The following is a 14,451-nucleotide window of genomic DNA, read 5'->3' as shown; positions in this document are numbered from 1 at the left end:
GCTGTGACTGAGCCGACGCGTAACGCGAACCCGAGCACTCCTTTCGAGGTGCTCGACGAGACCGGTGTCGGCCTCGTCGAGGGCCGCGGTCTCCTGGACGAGCGGGAACGCCGCCTGGTCATCGGAGCCGCCAACTTCCACGCGCTGGCCGGACCGGGTGACACCTTCCGCCTGACCGTCCTGCGCGGTCCGAAGGGCACGATGCCCTCCCTGACCGACGAGGAGGTGCGCTCCATCGAGTGGGAGGACGACCGCGAGGTCGTCGGTTCCATCGTGGTGCGCAGCACGGTGCACACCACCGCGACCTCCACCGGCGCCAAGGGCCTGATCGACCTCGCCATCGACCTCGGCGGCGAGCCGGAGACCGCGTCCGCCTACCACCAGCTGACCGGCCTGCTCGGCAAGGTGCGCCGCTCGGTGCGCTTCGTCGCGCCCGTGCAGTTCGACGTGCTGCGGCAGTACCGCACGGACGTCACCGAGCGCCGCTACCGCAGCCGCGAGGTGCCGCGCAAGGCGCCGGTCCGGCTGGCCAGGGGCGCCGAGGCCACCCCGCACGGCACCGAGCCCGCCATCCTGTTCGGCGTCCACTGGCTGGAGCTCGGCGGCGCGGAGCGGTTCGCGCTCGAGACGATCAAGATCGCCCGCGAGGCGGGGTTCACCCCGATCGTGGTGACCGACCGGCCGTCGACGCACCCGTGGATCACCCGGCCCGAGCTCGACGGCGCGGTGGTCGTGCCGCTGACCCTGCCGACCGCTCCGGAGCAGGAGTCGGCGTTCCTCAACGGTGTGCTGTCGGCCTACGACGTGCGCGGGATCCACCTGCACCACAGCACGTGGCTCGCGCAGCGGCTGCCGTGGATCAAGTCGATCCGCCCGGACATCCCGGTGGTCGACTCGCTGCACATCCTGGAGTGGCGGACCGGCGGCTTCGTCGACATCTCGGTGCGCATGACGAACGTGATCGACACCCACCACGTCATCTCGCCGATGCTGCGCGACTACCTGGTCGGCAAGCAGGGCATCGACCCCGCCCGGGTGAAGCTCGCCACGCTGGCGAACCTCACCACCGGCGGCCTCGACCGGACCACCCCGGTGAGCAAGCCGCAGGACGGCACGTTCACGGTGGCGTTCGTCGGCCGGTTCACCCAGCAGAAGCGCCCCTACCTGTTCCTGCAGCTCGCCGCCGCGCTCAAGGAGTCCTCGCCCGGCGACATGCGGTTCATCGTGCACGGCGACGGCGAGCTGTCGGGCGAGGTGCACGGCCTCGTCGCCCGGCTCGGCCTGGCGCCGGTGCTGGAGCTGCGCGGCTCGGACCAGCCGGTGTCGCGGACGCTGTCGGACGCGGACGTGCTGGTCATCTCGTCGGACAACGAGGGCCTGACGCTGACCACCTTCGAGGCGACCGCCGCGGGCGTGCCGGTCGTCTCGACCGACGTGGGCTCACAGGCGTCCCTCATCGCCGAGGACCTGCTGGTGCCCAGGCACCCCTACCCGTTCATCTCCACCGCCGCCGAGCGGATCCGCACCATGATCACCTCGCCGGAGCAGCGGAAGGTCTGGTTGGACGAACAGGCAGGCAAGGCCGCCGCGTTCGCCGCGCTGCCCGACGCCCGGACCTGGGTCCGCGAAACCTACCAAGGATGGCTCTCGTGAGCACCGTTGCCGCCGTTGTCGTCACCTACAACCGCAAGGACAAGCTCCGCAAGGTCCTCGACCACGTCCTCGCGCAGAGCCTGAAGCCCGAGTGGGTGGTCGTCGTCGACAACGCGTCGACCGACGGCACCGACGAGGTGCTCCGGGACTACGAGTCCGTCGACGGCGTGGTGATCGTGCGGCTGACCGAGAACACCGGTGGCGCGGGCGGCTTCGCGACCGGCATGAACAAGGGCTACGAGCTCGGCGCCGACTTCGTCTGGATCATGGACGACGACTGCTACGCCAACGCCGACGCGCTGGAGGAGCTGGTCAACGGCCTCACCAAGGCCGAGGAGTCCATGGGCATGCAGTTGCCGTTCGCGTGCTCGCTGGTCAAGTGGGTCGACGGCAGCATCTGCGAGATGAACAACCCGGTCACCACCTGGGACTGGGGCCGGCTGATCTCCAAGGGCCAGGAGGCGGTGCTCGTCCAGCACTGCTCGTTCGTCTCGGTGCTGTTCCCGCGCTGGGCGCTGACCAGGCACGGCCTGCCGCTGCGCGAGTACTTCATCTGGTTCGACGACCAGGAGTACACCCTGCGGCTGAACAAGTCCGGCCCCGGCGTGCAGGTGCTGTCCAGCGTCGTGGTGCACGACCTCGGCGTGAACCGCGGCGTGAACTTCAGCGACGTCAACGGGTCGAACCTGTGGAAGTTCGAGTACGGCGCGCGCAACGAGGCGTCGTTCCGGCTGCACCACGAGAACCCGGTCGCGTTCGCCAAGTTCGTGCAGCGGGTGTTCTCGGCCACCCGGGCGGGCGGTGTCCCGTGGAGCCTGCGGGTGAAGCTGTTCCGCAAGATCGTCGAAGGCGTGAAGTTCAACCCGAAGCCGGAGATGCCGCGCTCGGTGCTCTGACCGCGTTCCCCCGAAGGGCCGCCCGACTCCGGACCGGAGCACGGGCGGCCCTTCGCGCATGTCCGGGGCGAGCCGGTCACGGGCGGTAACTGCCGTAGGCTTGCTCGGCGTGAGCCTCGCTGGATTTGACCTGGTCGTCGTCGGTTCCGGTTTCTACGGCCTGACCGTCGCGGAACGCACCGCCTCCCAGTTGGACAAGCGCGTGCTGGTGCTGGAACGCCGCCACCACATCGGCGGCAACGCCTATTCGGAACCCGAACCCGAGACCGGCATCGAGGTCCACCGCTACGGCGCCCACCTGTTCCACACCTCGAACAAGCGGGTGTGGGACTACGTCAACCAGTTCACCGAGTTCACCGGCTACCAGCACCGCGTGTTCGCCATGCACGCCGGCCAGGCCTACCAGTTCCCGATGGGCCTCGGCCTGATCTCGCAGTTCGTCGGGCGCTACCTGTCGCCCGACGAGGCCAGGGCGTGGGTCGCCGAGCACGCCGCCGAGATCGACTCCAGCGAGGCGCGCAACCTCGAGGAGAAGGCGATCTCGCTCATCGGCCGCCCGCTGTACGAGGCGTTCGTGCGCGACTACACGGCCAAGCAGTGGCAGACCGACCCGAAGGAGCTGCCCGCGGCGGTCATCAGCCGCCTGCCGGTGCGCTACACCTTCGACAACCGCTACTTCAACGACACCTACGAGGGCCTGCCCGTCGACGGGTACACCGCGTGGCTGGAGCGGATGGCCGACCACCCGAACATCGAGGTGCGGCTGGACACCGACTTCTTCGACGTGCGGGACGAGATCCCGGCCGGCACGCCGATCGTCTACACCGGCCCGGTCGACCGCTACTTCGACTACAGCGAGGGCTGGCTGGGGTGGCGCACCCTCGACTTCGAGCAGGAAGTGCTGCCGACGGGTGACTTCCAGGGCACGCCGGTGATGAACTACAACGACGCGGACGTGCCCTACACCCGCATCCACGAGTTCCGGCACTTCCACCCGGAGCGGGAGTACCCGGCCGACAAGACGGTCATCGTCCGCGAGTTCTCCCGGGCGGCGGACAAGGACGACGAGCCGTACTACCCGATCAACACCGCCGAGGACCGCGCCAAGCTGGAGCGCTACCGCGAGCTGGCCAAGCGCGAGGCGGCGGAGCGCAACGTGCTGTTCGGCGGTCGCCTGGGCACGTACAAGTACCTCGACATGCACATGGCCATCGGGTCGGCGCTGACCGCGTTCGACAACCGGATCGCCCCGCACCTGACCGGGGGCGCGCCCCTGGACGGCTCGCTCGACTGACGTACCGCCCCCCACCGCGCACGCGAACGCCCGGCCGGATCACCGGCCGGGCGTTCGCGTCACGTCCCCCTTGTCAGCCCTGCGCCGGGGTCAGGCCTTCTTGCGCCGGCCGGACCACAGGACCGCGCCGCCACCGGCGGCGAGCAGGCCGCTGCCCATGCCGACCAGGCCGAGCGCCGACGCGCCCGTGTTGGCCAGCGGCGTGGTGTTCTGCGAGATCGGCACGACGACGGGCGCGGTCGTGGTGGTGGTCGGCGCGGTCGTGGTCGGCTCCGCGGTCGGCTCGGTCGTCGGCTCCGTGGTCGGCTCCGTGGTCACCGGCGCGGCCTCGGCGCTGAACGGGCGGCTCATCGTGTCGTTGGCCAGGTCCGGGTCGGACTTGCCGAACACGCCCTTGTACACCTCCAGCTTGATGTCGGCCGCGGAGATGGGCTGCTCCACGACCACCCGGGCGCCGAGGAACTCGACCAGGCCGGAGTAGCGGCGGTCGTAGAAGAAGCCCGTGACCTCGTTGGGCTTGTGATCGCCGACGTACGAGGGCATCCCGCCGATCCGCTCGAGCTTGCGCACCCCGTCCGGCAGGACGAGCCTGGCGCCGAACTGGTCGTTGGCGTTGCCGGTGAAGTACGCGCTGCCCACGATGTCCACCACGTCGCCGACCTGGTAGACGGGCTTCGTGGTGTGGTCGGGCAGCGAGACGATGATCTGCGACGTGCGGTAGTCGTTGACGGTCAGGACCAGACCGGTGTCCGCGTTCTGCTCACCGGCCACGAAGCTCGCCTTGCCGTCGGTCGGGGAGAAGTCCGAGCCGTTGGGCGACAGGGACCGCAGCGGCGACCAGCCGTGGCCGTCGAGCATCGACCGGTCCATCGAGCCGACCCGGTAGCTGTGGCCCGGCTTGAGGCCGGTGAAGGTGTAGCGCCCGCTCTCGTCGGTCTTGACGGCGATGTCGGTGTCCACCAGGTACATCGTGTGGCCGGCGAATCCGGGCTCCCCCGCGTCCCGGAACCCGTCGCTGTTCTGGTCGAGCCACGCCACGCCGGAGATGCTGTTGCCCTGCCCCCGGGCGGCGGCATCGTCCTCGGCGAGCGCGGGAGCGGCCGCGATGAGGGCGAGCGGAGCGGCGACCGCCGCGGCGGTGGCGACCCGGCGAGTGGTGGTCCGGATGTTCATTTCTTTCCCCCTGGGTGGTGTTCCCCCTGCTGACAAGAATGAGTCTGCCGGGGAATCGGGGGTAATGCCAGCGAATGTGCTTTCAATCCGACTTTGCCATTCAGGCGCAACCGCGGTGCCGGATCGGACGTCCTTCAGAGATTTGGATAATTCGAATGTATCGTCCTGGCATCCACGGGCAACCTCGCCGTGCCCCGCGCGTCTACCAGGGGTTTAGCCTCGATTCGAAGGTATCGCAACCGCATCTGCGACGTCCCTGGGAGCAACCTTACCGGACCGCGCGCGTCCACGGTGGATTTGGGTTATGCGAAATGGGCGGCGACCACGTGGGCGAAGTTCACCACGAACTCGTGGCCGTCGACGGTGGCCACCGCATGGGTGTGCCCGTTCCGCACGACCTGCACCAGGCGTGGCTCCAGGTCCGCCGCGGCGTCCGGGGTGAGCCGGATCGAGATCGGGTTGGGGTTGGCCGCGAGGTGCAGCACGAGGGTCCGCGTCTTACGCGCTTCAGAAGAGGTCATGCGCACAGTCCACCGCTGTGCCGGGGTGGGGGCAACACCGGTTCGCCGACGGCGATTCCCCCGTCGGCGAACCGGTGCGGCCGCACCGGGGTGTCACTTGCGGAAGAAGCGCTCCCGCCGGCCGAGGCGCACCAGGCGGACCCACTCGACGAAGGCCTTCGGGTCGCGGCGCACGCCGAGGAAGTACAGCCCGAACCGGACCGCCTCCAGCAGCCCCAGCTTCCGCATGCCCGGCTGGGAGAGCAGGTAGCCGCGGTTGCGGTAGGTGTAGTACCGCTTCACCGCGTTCTCCGGGTCCTGCGCGTGGAACCGGCCGCCCAGCATCGGCTTGAACTCGTCCGAGCCGTCCGGGTGCAGGTAGGCGGCCTTGAGCGAGGTGCCGAACGGCAGGCCGGTGCGCACCATCCGGCGGTGGATCTCGACCTCGTCGCCGCGGAAGAACAGCCGGTAGTCCGGCACGCCGATGACGTCGACCGTCGAGGCGCGGAACAGGGCACCGTTGAACAGCGACGCGATGCCGGGCAGGAAGTCCGTACCCCCCTCCCCGGCGCCCAGCTCCTCGGTGCGCCGCTTCCAGGTCAGGCCGCGCCGCAGCGGGAACGCGAGCTTCTCCGGCCGGTCGATGTTGGCCACCACGGGGGAGACGGCCGCGAGCCGGCGTCGCTCGGCCACGTCGAGCAGGGTGGCGAGCACCGTCTCGTCGGCGGGACGTCCGTCGTCGTCGGCCAGCCACAGCCAGTCCGCGCCCAGTGACAGCGCGTGCAGCATGCCGAGGGCGAACCCGCCCGCGCCGCCGAGGTTGCGGTGCGACGCGAGGTAGGTCGTCGGGATGGGGCACTGCGCGACGAGGTCGTCCACGGGCTGGTCCGGCCCGTTGTCCACGACCACCAGGTGGTCCAGCGGCCGGGTCTGCGAGGCCAGGACCTTGAGCGAGTGCGCCAGCAGCTCGCGGCGGTGCCGGGTCACCACGACACCGACCACGGAGCCCTTCGGCAGTGCGCTCATGAGTTACTCGCCACCGTTCCCGCTCATGACGTTCGACTGGCCGAGCCGTGCCAGCGTCTCCTCGCTCAGGTGCTCGAAGGGGTCGCGCCCCTTGTAGGTGGTCAGCACCTCGCGCAGCCCGCCGTGCATCTTCACCCGGCCCTCGTCCATCCAGATGGCCGAGTCGCAGAACTCCACCAGGAACTCGTCGGAGTGGCTGGCGAACACCAGCAGGCCGGACCGCTTGACCAGGTCCTTGAGCCGGTCCCGGGCCTTGGCCATGAACGCCGCGTCGACCGCGCCGATGCCCTCGTCCAGCAGCAGGATCTCCGGGTTGATCGAGGTGACCACGCCCAGCGCCAGCCGCACCCGCATACCCGTCGAGTAGGTGCGCAGCGGCATGGACAGGTAGTCGCCGAGCTCGGTGAACTCGGCGATGTCGTCGACCCGCTTCTCCATCTCCTTGCGGCCCATGCCGAGGAACAGACCGCGGATCATGATGTTCTCGTACCCGGAGATCTCCGGGTCCATGCCGACGCCGAGGTCGAACACGGGCGCGACCTTGCCGACGATGCGCGAGCTGCCCCGGGTCGGCTCGTAGATGCCGGACAGCAGCCGCAGCAGCGTCGACTTGCCCGCGCCGTTGTGGCCCACGAGGCCGACGCGGTCGCCGTGGCGCAGGGAGATGGTGATGTCGTGCAGGGCCTCGATGATCGGGACCTTGCCCTCGGAGCCGATCTTGCCGCCGACCTTGCCGAGGGCGAGCTTCTTCAGCGACCTCGACTTGGCGTCGAAGATCGGGAAGTCGACCGAGGCGTTCCAGACGTCGATGCTGACCATGTTGCTTCTGGCCTCACTCAGACCCAGTAGGAGACGCGGGCACGGTAGTTGCGCAGCGCCACGAGCGCCACCGTCCAGCCGACGACGGTGAACGCGCCGACGACGACCCAGTGGTGCCAGCTCTGCTCGTGGCCGAGCAGCGGGGCGCGCACGATCTCCAGGAAGTGGTAGAGCGGGTTGAGCTCCGCGATCAGCATGCGCCAGTCACCGCCCGCGCCGACCTTCTCGAGCACACCCGTGTGCCACACGATCGGTGTCATGAAGAACACCAGGTTGATGAAGCTGTGCACGACCGGGGGGATGTCGCGGAACCGGGTGCTGATGATGCCGAACAGCAGGGCGACCCACACCGCGTTGACCGCCACCAGCGCGAACGCGGGGATGGCCAGCAGGATCGCCCAGCTGACGCCGGGGTGCCCCTGCGTTTCGCCCGCCATGTGGTACGGCTCGGTGAGGTCCGGGAAGAAGATCGCCAGCACGATCAGGTAGACCACGAGGTTGTGCACGAAGAACAGCACCTGCCGCCACACCAGCCGCAGCACGTGCACGGTGATCGGCGCCGGCAGGTGCTTGATCAGCCCCTCGTTGGCGATGAACACGTCGGTGCCCTCGGTGACGCAGCCGACGATGAAGTTCCAGATCACGAAGCCGGCCGTCACGTACGGCAGGAACGTGTTGATCTCCTGGCCGAACAGCGCCGAGTACAGCAGGCCCAGCGCGAGCGCCGTGGTGCCCATGGAGATGGTGATCCACAGCGGGCCGATGACCGACCGGCGGTAGCGCTGCTTGATGTCCTGCCAACCGAGGTGCCCCCACAGCTCCCGGTGCTGCCACGCCTCGCGCACGTCGCCGAAGGCGCGCTGGAACGTGCGGGAGTTGGACTCGACGGGAGCTGGGGGTCGGTCGACCGTCTCGGTGGGCTGCACGAGTGGTGAGCCTACCGGCGCGGCGCCGACGGCCCGACGCTGGCTGGTCACGTTGCGATTACCGGGTCGGCGACGTTTCGGCAACACGGGGTACGTGCGCGATCACCTGTTCATGGTCGGGTGTGCACCCCCGGTAATCGGCCTCGTGCGCGGCGTGGGTGGGGTGGTCGCGGACGGTGAGCGTGGTGGAGGGGTCCTCCCCGAACCGGCTCCACCACGCGCCTCAGAGGTACTGACCGGTGCCCCGGATGTGGGGCGTCTCGGAGCCGTCACCGGCGCCCGTGCCGGCGGGCAGCGCGCGGCCGCGCATCTGCTCGAGCTGGACGCGTGCCGCCATCTGCTGGGCGAACAGGGCCGTCTGGATGCCGTGGAACAGGCCCTCCAGCCAGCCCACGAGCTGCGCCTGGGCGATCCGCAGCTCCGCGTCGGAGGGGGTGCCCTCCTCGGTGAACGGCAGGGACAGCCGCTCCAGCTCGTCGCGCAGCTCCGGCGCGAGGCCGTCCTCCAGCTCGTCGATCGACCGCTTGTGGATCTCCTTGAGCCGGTTGCGGCTGGCCTCGTCGAGGGGCGCCGCCCGCACCTCCTCCAGCAGCTGCTTGATCATCGTGCCGATGCGCATGACCTTCGCCGGCTGCTCGACCAGGTCGGTCACGTCCTGGCCGCCCGCGTCGTCGCCGGCCGGCACCCTGGCGGCACCCACCGGGGTGCCGTCCGGGCCGACCACGACCACGTGCCGCTCGTTCTCCACCTGATCACCTCGGGGTGCCTCGCTCATGCCTCCCATCCTGGCCCGATCGGGTGGCGAGCGCCGAACCGGGTCACGGATCGGGTGGCAAACCCGCCGCCCCTGCTGTCGCTCCCGCCGACGTCCTCCGTACGGTGTGCGGCATGGCGTTCGACGTCGCCCGGGTCCGTGGGCTGTTCCCCGCGCTCGGCGACGGCTGGGTTCACCTGGACGCTCCCGCGGGGATGCAAGTACCCGAACAGGTGGCCACGGCCGTCTCCACCGCGCTGCGCGCACCCGTCTCCGGGCCGGGTGGCATCTTCCCGGCTTCGCAACGCGCCGAGGCCATCGTCGACGCGGCCAGGCGGGCGGTGGCCGACCTCGTCGGCGCCGACCCGGCGGGCGTCGTGCTCGGCCCGAGCTCCGCGGTGCTGCTGCAACGGCTGGCCGACGCGCTGTCGGAGGGCTGGTTCCTCGGCGACGAGGTCGTGGTGTCGCGGCTGGACCACCCCGGCAACATCGCGCCGTGGCAGCGGGCCGCGCAGCGCACCGGCAGCGTGGTGCGGTGGGCCGAGGTCGACATCGAGACGTGCGAGCTGCCCGCCTGGCAGTACGACGACCTGGTCACGCCCAAGTGCAAGCTGGTCGCGGTGACGGCCGCGTCCGGCTCCGTGGGTACCCGCCCGGACCTGCGCAAGATCGCCGAGGCCGCCCGCCGCACGGACGCGCTGGTCGTGGTGGACGCCTCCTCGGCCGCGCCGTTCGTGCCGCTCGACATCACGGCCATGGACGCCGACGTGGTGGCCGTGTCGGCGAACAACTGGGGTGGCCCCCCGGTCGGCGCGCTGGTGTTCCGCGACCCGTCGATGCTCGACCTGCTGCCCTCGGTGGCCGTGGAGCCCGGCGCGCGGGGTCCCGAACGCCTGGAACTGGGCCCGCACGCCTACCCGTTGCTGGCCGGTCTGGTGGCATCGGTGGAGTACCTGGCCGGTCTGGACGACGCCGCCGTGGGTCCGCGACGCGAGCGCGTGCTCACGTCGCTGGGTTCGGTGAAGGCCTACCAGGCCGGACTTCTGGCTAATCTCATCAACGAACTGCGATCGCTCCGTCACGTCATGGTGATCGGCGACGCCATGCGCCGGGTGCCGGCGCTGGCGTTCACGGTGGCCGGCGTGAAGGCGACCGACGGCGTCGAGCACCTGTCCGAGCGCGGCGTCTGCGCGTTCGCCGACTCGGGGCAGCACGGCGTGTTCTCGGTGCTGGGCGTGGGCGAGGTCGGCGGGGCGATCCGCGTCGGCCTGGCGCACTACACGAACGCGGTCGAAGTGGACGAGCTCGTGCGGGCGGTCGCCGAGCTGGGGTGAGTTCGGGGGGTTGGGTGGACGACCTGCTGTCACGGGAGCTCGCCGACCTCGCCGCACTGCACCGGCTGGCGCCCCTGATGTCGGAGTACCTGCCCAACACGGCCCACGAGCTGCGCCCCGCCGCGCTGGCGGCGGTGGTGGACGAGGTGCTGCTGGGTTCGCGGACGGTGCTGGTCGAGTGCGGGTGCGGCGCGTCGTCGGTCGTGCTGGCGCGGTTGCTGGCCCGGCGCGGGTTCGGGCACCTGCTGTCCGTCGAGCACGACGAGCGCACGGCGGCTTTCGTGGCCAGCCAGCTGCGGCGGGAGGGCTTGGGGCACGTGGCGCGGGTCGTGCACGCGCCCCTGACGCCCCATCCCGCGGCGCTCGGGAACGCGCAGTGGTACCACCCCCAGCTCGTGCACGACGAGGTGTCGGCGTACGTGGAGCGGTACGGGTTGGTGGACCTGCTGCTGGTGGACGGTCCGTTGCTGGGGGACGCGCGGTACCCGGCGCTGCCCGTGCTGCGGGGCGTGCTCGCGCCCGGCGCGGCGGTGTTGGTCGACGACGCCGAACGGCCCGGTGAGCAGACCGTGCTGGTGCGGTGGGCGGAGGAGTTCGCGTTGCGCTTCCGGACGACGCCTCGGACGTTCCTGGCCACGGCGACGGCGTTGGAGTAGAGGAGGCGCGTCGCCGGGGCCGTCCGGACGCGCTCCTCACACCTTCAGGACGAGCTTCCCGAAGACGTCGCCGTCCTCCAGCGCCCGGTGGGCGTCCCCGGCCCGTTCGATCGGCAGCACGTCGTGCACGACGGGCTTGACCCGACCGGAGGAGACGAGGGGCCACAGGTGCTCGCGCACCTCGGCCACGATGCGGCCCTTGCCGTTCGGGCCGTCGACCGGCCGGAACCGCAGCCCGGTGCCGGTCACGCTCGCCCGCTTGGACAGCAGCTTGCCGATGTTCAGCGGACCCTTCACGCCGCCCTGCAGGCCGATGACCACCAACCGGCCGTCCGGCGCGAGGACGTCGACGTTCCGGTCGAGGTAGGCCGCGCCCATGTTGTCCAGGACGACGTCCGCCTGCCCGACCTCGGCCACGAAGTCCTGCTCCCGGTAGTTCACCAGCACGTCCGCGCCCAGCTCGGCGCAGCGCCGCAGCCGCTCCGCCGAGCCCGCGGTCACGGCGACGCGGGCGCCGAGCGCCTTGGCGACCTGGATGGCGTGCGTGCCGATGCCGCCGGCCCCGCCGTGCACGAGGAACGTCTCGCCCTCGCGCAGGCCGGCGACCATGACCACGTTCGACCACACCGTGCACGCGACCTCGGGCAGCGAGGCGGCCGTCACCAGGTCGACGCCGTCGGGCAGCGGCAGGAGTTGCGCGGCCGGGACGACGACACGTTCCGCGTAACCACCGCCGGCCAGCAGCGCGCACACCTCGTCGCCGACGTTCCACCCCGTGACGCCGTCGCCGAGCGCCGCGACGGTCCCGGAGCACTCCAGGCCGGGCGACTCCGACGTGCCCTTCGGCGGTGGGTAGTGGCCCTGGCGTTGCAGCAGGTCGGCCCGGTTCACGGCGGTCGCGGCGACGTCCAGGAGCACCTCGCCCGGCCCCGGTTCGGGGTCCCGAACCTCCGTCCACGCCAGCACGTCCGGTCCGCCGGGTTCACGAATGGTGATCGCGCGCATGGGCTCGACGGTAATCCGGTCGCACGACGGGCGCGCGGTCGCCACCATCGACGGGCATGGACCACTGGCCGCTCCACGACCTGGTGCTGCGCACGCCGCGCCTCGACCTGCGCCCCGACGACGACGCGGGCCTGGCCGAACTGGCGGACGTGGCGCTCGACGGCGTCCACCCGCCCGACCGGATGCCGTTCGGGGTGGAGTGGACCGACGCGCCGCGCGACCGGTTGGGCCGCAACACGCTCCAGCACTTCTGGCAGGTGCGTTCGACCTTGTCGCCGCGGCGGTGGACGGTGAACTTCATCGTGCGCGTCGACGGCCGCGTGGTCGGCATGCAGTCGCTGGGCGCCGACGACTTCCCCGTGCTGCGGGAGGTGGTCAGCGGGTCGTGGCTCGGGCTGCGGCACCAGGGCCGGGGGATCGGCACGGAGATGCGGGCGGCCGTCCTGCTGTTCGCGTTCGACCACCTCGGCGCGGTGGCGGCGCGGTCGAGCGCGTTCGGCGACAACCTCGCCTCGCACGGCGTGAGCCGCAAGCTCGGCTACCGGCCGGACGGCACGTTCCAGCAGGTCAGAAGGGGTGAACCGGCCGAGCAGACCCGGCTTCTGGTGACGCCGGGGACGCTGCGCCGGCCGGAGTGGGAGCTGGGGGTGAGCGGTGTCACACGGTGCTTGCCCCTGCTCACAGCGCGAGAACCCACCGAGTGACGGATTGCGCTCCTCCCCGTGACTTGTGAGGGTTCGGCATCCGAGTGAAGGGGAACTCGATCATGTCAGGTAGAACCGGGATCCGACGCGCGGCGATCCTCGCGGCGTCCGCATCCCTCGCACTGGTCGCCGTTCCGGCCGTCAACGTCGCGTCGGCCTCGACGCTCGACGGGCCGAAGCTGGCCAGGAACCTCACCAAGAACGTCACCGCGGACGGGGTGAACCGCCACCTGATCGCCTTCCAGCGCATCGCCGACCGCAACGACGGCAACCGCGCCGCGGGCACGTCCGGCTACGACGCCAGCGTGGAGTACGTGGCGGGCAAGCTGCGCGGCGCGGGCTTCGACGTCACCACGCCGGAGTTCACCTACCCGGTGCAGATCACCGACGCGGCGATCGCCAAGGTCGGCACGACCACCTACGAGAACATCCCGCTGGAGTTCTCGCCGCAGACGCCGGTCGGCGGCGTCACCGGCCCGCTGCGCGTCGTGCCCGAGGACACGACCCCGGGCTGCGAGGCGTCCGACTTCGCCGGGCAGGACTTCACCGGCGGCATCGCGCTGATCCGCCGCGGCTCCTGCACGTTCGACGTCAAGCACCGCAACGCGGCCGCCGCGGGCGCCATCGCGGTGATCATCTCCAACAACCGCGAGGGCACCCTGGCGGGCGTCACGCTCGGCGCGCCGGGCGTCGTGCCGACCGGTGGCGTGACCCAGGCGGACGGCGACGCGCTGGCCCAGCTCGGCGGCCAGTCCGTCACCGTGGACCTGCGCTACCACGAGGAGGACCGCGTCTCGCGCAACGTGATCGCGCAGACGAAGACCGGTCGCAAGGACAACGTCGTGATGGCGGGCGCGCACCTCGACAGCGTCGAGAACGGCGCGGGCATCAACGACAACGGCACCGGTTCGGCCGGCCTGCTGGAGACCGCGCTGAAGCTGGGCGGCTCGCCGAAGGTCAACAACGCGGTGCGGTTCGGCTGGTGGGGCGCCGAGGAGCTCGGCCTGGTCGGCTCGACGAAGTACGTGCAGTCGCTGACGTTCGAGCAGCAGTTGGACATCGCGCTGTACCTGAACTTCGACATGATCGGCTCGCCCAACGCGGCGTACTTCGTCTACGACGGCGACGACTCCGACGCGGTCGGCGCGGGTGCCGGCCCGTACGGCTCCGGCCAGATCGAGCAGGCGTTCGTCGAGTACCTGACGGTGGAGAAGGGCGTGCAGACCGAGGGCACCGACTTCACGGGCCGCTCGGACTACGGCGAGTTCATCCTCCAGGGCATTCCGGCCGGTGGTCTGTTCACCGGCGCGGAGGGCATCAAGACCGAGGCGCAGGCGGCGAAGTGGGGCGGCACGGCGGGTGTCGCCTACGACCCCAACTACCACGGCTCCGGTGACAACCTGGGCAACGTCGACCGCGTCGCCCTGGACCGCAACGCCGACGCGTTGGCCTGGGTGACGGCGTCGTACGCGATCAGCACGGAAAGCGTGAACGGCGTGCCGGCGCGGACCGAGCGCGCTTCGGCGCGGGCGGCTTCGATGCGTTCGATGCACGTCGAGGCGCACCACCACTCGCACGCCGACGTGGCGTAAAGCACGTCCGAACGAGTAACGGAGGCCGGTTTCCCGAGGGGAACCGGCCTCCGGTGCGTCCTGGCGACATATGCGGCCGGTCGCATTGTTATCGAATTCCCCTCGGAGCGCCGCGTGGT

The 14,451-nt window shown here is 70.7% G+C and carries 14 protein-coding genes; 7 read left to right on the top strand and 7 right to left on the bottom strand.

Annotation, left to right across the window (positions count from 1 at the left end; translation table 11 throughout):
* Window positions 1-48 precede the first annotated feature (48 nt).
* The 3 genes from FHX81_RS20635 (at window position 49) to glf (ending at window position 3,843) form a co-directional block, all read left to right on the top strand.
* Window positions 49-1,653: a glycosyltransferase gene (locus FHX81_RS20635; RefSeq protein WP_246107900.1), complete on the top strand. Its 1,605-nt coding sequence runs from the start codon at window positions 49-51 to the stop codon at window positions 1,651-1,653.
* Window positions 1,650-2,549, top strand: coding sequence for a glycosyltransferase family 2 protein (locus FHX81_RS20630; protein WP_141979713.1), 900 nt, complete (start codon window positions 1,650-1,652; stop codon window positions 2,547-2,549). Before FHX81_RS20635 ends, FHX81_RS20630 begins: the two co-directional genes overlap by 4 nt.
* 109 nt (window positions 2,550-2,658) lie before the next feature.
* Window positions 2,659-3,843, top strand: coding sequence for a UDP-galactopyranose mutase (gene glf / locus FHX81_RS20625; protein WP_141979712.1), 1,185 nt, complete (start codon window positions 2,659-2,661; stop codon window positions 3,841-3,843).
* A gap of 90 nt (window positions 3,844-3,933) precedes the next feature.
* On the opposite strand, the gene FHX81_RS40655 is transcribed toward glf, so the two are convergent.
* The 6 genes from FHX81_RS40655 to FHX81_RS20590 form a co-directional block, all read right to left on the bottom strand.
* Window positions 3,934-5,016 carry an SdrD B-like domain-containing protein gene (locus FHX81_RS40655; protein ID WP_170232111.1) on the bottom strand — a complete coding sequence of 361 codons (1,083 nt, stop codon included), beginning with the start codon at window positions 5,014-5,016 and terminating at the stop codon, window positions 3,934-3,936.
* Between the two features lie 302 nt (window positions 5,017-5,318).
* Window positions 5,319-5,537: a hypothetical protein gene (locus FHX81_RS20610; RefSeq protein ID WP_141979711.1), complete on the bottom strand. Its 219-nt coding sequence runs from the start codon at window positions 5,535-5,537 to the stop codon at window positions 5,319-5,321.
* A gap of 93 nt (window positions 5,538-5,630) precedes the next feature.
* Entirely contained in the window at window positions 5,631-6,542 is a 912-nt protein-coding gene (glfT1, locus tag FHX81_RS20605; protein WP_141979710.1) for a galactofuranosyltransferase GlfT1, read from the bottom strand.
* Window positions 6,543-6,545: 3 nt separating this feature from the next.
* Complete coding sequence (wzt, locus tag FHX81_RS20600; protein ID WP_141979709.1) at window positions 6,546-7,361, bottom strand: galactan export ABC transporter ATP-binding subunit Wzt/RfbE; 816 nt, start codon at window positions 7,359-7,361, stop codon at window positions 6,546-6,548.
* 17 nt (window positions 7,362-7,378) lie between these two features.
* A complete protein-coding gene (wzm, locus tag FHX81_RS20595) occupies window positions 7,379-8,287 on the bottom strand; it encodes a galactan export ABC transporter permease subunit Wzm/RfbD (protein ID WP_141979708.1) in 909 nt (302 codons plus the stop codon).
* Between the two features lie 223 nt (window positions 8,288-8,510).
* A complete protein-coding gene (locus tag FHX81_RS20590) occupies window positions 8,511-9,062 on the bottom strand; it encodes a bacterial proteasome activator family protein (protein ID WP_141979707.1) in 552 nt (183 codons plus the stop codon).
* 113 nt (window positions 9,063-9,175) lie between these two features.
* On the opposite strand from FHX81_RS20590, the gene FHX81_RS20585 reads away from it, so the two are divergent.
* Together FHX81_RS20585 and FHX81_RS20580 are read left to right on the top strand one after the other, a co-directional pair.
* Window positions 9,176-10,375 (top strand): cysteine desulfurase-like protein, encoded by a 1,200-nt coding sequence (locus FHX81_RS20585; RefSeq protein WP_053715712.1) that lies wholly within the window; start codon window positions 9,176-9,178, stop codon window positions 10,373-10,375.
* Window positions 10,372-11,031 carry a class I SAM-dependent methyltransferase gene (locus FHX81_RS20580; RefSeq protein ID WP_246107899.1) on the top strand — a complete coding sequence of 220 codons (660 nt, stop codon included), beginning with the start codon at window positions 10,372-10,374 and terminating at the stop codon, window positions 11,029-11,031. The genes FHX81_RS20585 and FHX81_RS20580 overlap by 4 nt, the downstream gene beginning before the upstream one ends.
* A 36-nt stretch (window positions 11,032-11,067) precedes the next feature.
* Here FHX81_RS20580 and FHX81_RS20575 read toward each other — a convergent pair whose 3' ends face one another.
* On the bottom strand, window positions 11,068-12,036 hold the full coding sequence (locus tag FHX81_RS20575; RefSeq protein WP_141979706.1) for an NAD(P)H-quinone oxidoreductase: 969 nt from the start codon (window positions 12,034-12,036) through the stop codon (window positions 11,068-11,070).
* A 56-nt stretch (window positions 12,037-12,092) separates the two neighbouring features.
* On the opposite strand from FHX81_RS20575, the gene FHX81_RS20570 reads away from it, so the two are divergent.
* Both FHX81_RS20570 and FHX81_RS20565 read left to right on the top strand, forming a co-directional pair.
* The gene (locus tag FHX81_RS20570; protein WP_141979705.1) at window positions 12,093-12,740 is read left to right on the top strand and encodes a GNAT family N-acetyltransferase; all 648 of its coding nucleotides are present in this window, start codon (window positions 12,093-12,095) and stop codon (window positions 12,738-12,740) included.
* Between the two features lie 62 nt (window positions 12,741-12,802).
* Window positions 12,803-14,332: a M28 family metallopeptidase gene (locus tag FHX81_RS20565; protein ID WP_141979704.1), complete on the top strand. Its 1,530-nt coding sequence runs from the start codon at window positions 12,803-12,805 to the stop codon at window positions 14,330-14,332.
* The last annotated feature ends 119 nt before the right edge of the window (window positions 14,333-14,451 follow it).

It is taken from the genome of Saccharothrix saharensis, from assembly GCF_006716745.1.
Classification (GTDB): Bacteria; Actinomycetota; Actinomycetes; order Mycobacteriales; family Pseudonocardiaceae; genus Actinosynnema; species Actinosynnema saharense.
The sequence above is the reverse complement of the archived record's forward strand: the minus strand, read 5'-3'. Positions and strand labels throughout refer to the sequence as shown.

Coding starts and splice junctions, on each gene's coding strand:
- FHX81_RS40655 (WP_170232111.1), bottom strand. CDS start 5,016: ATGAACATCCGGACCACCACTCGCCGGGTCGCCACCGCCGCGGCGGTC.
- FHX81_RS20610 (WP_141979711.1), bottom strand. CDS start 5,537: ATGACCTCTTCTGAAGCGCGTAAGACGCGGACCCTCGTGCTGCACCTC.
- glfT1 (WP_141979710.1), bottom strand. CDS start 6,542: ATGAGCGCACTGCCGAAGGGCTCCGTGGTCGGTGTCGTGGTGACCCGG.
- wzt (WP_141979709.1), bottom strand. CDS start 7,361: ATGGTCAGCATCGACGTCTGGAACGCCTCGGTCGACTTCCCGATCTTC.
- FHX81_RS20590 (WP_141979707.1), bottom strand. CDS start 9,062: ATGAGCGAGGCACCCCGAGGTGATCAGGTGGAGAACGAGCGGCACGTG.
- FHX81_RS20585 (WP_053715712.1), top strand. CDS start 9,176: ATGGCGTTCGACGTCGCCCGGGTCCGTGGGCTGTTCCCCGCGCTCGGC.
- FHX81_RS20575 (WP_141979706.1), bottom strand. CDS start 12,036: ATGCGCGCGATCACCATTCGTGAACCCGGCGGACCGGACGTGCTGGCG.
- FHX81_RS20570 (WP_141979705.1), top strand. CDS start 12,093: ATGGACCACTGGCCGCTCCACGACCTGGTGCTGCGCACGCCGCGCCTC.
- FHX81_RS20565 (WP_141979704.1), top strand. CDS start 12,803: ATGTCAGGTAGAACCGGGATCCGACGCGCGGCGATCCTCGCGGCGTCC.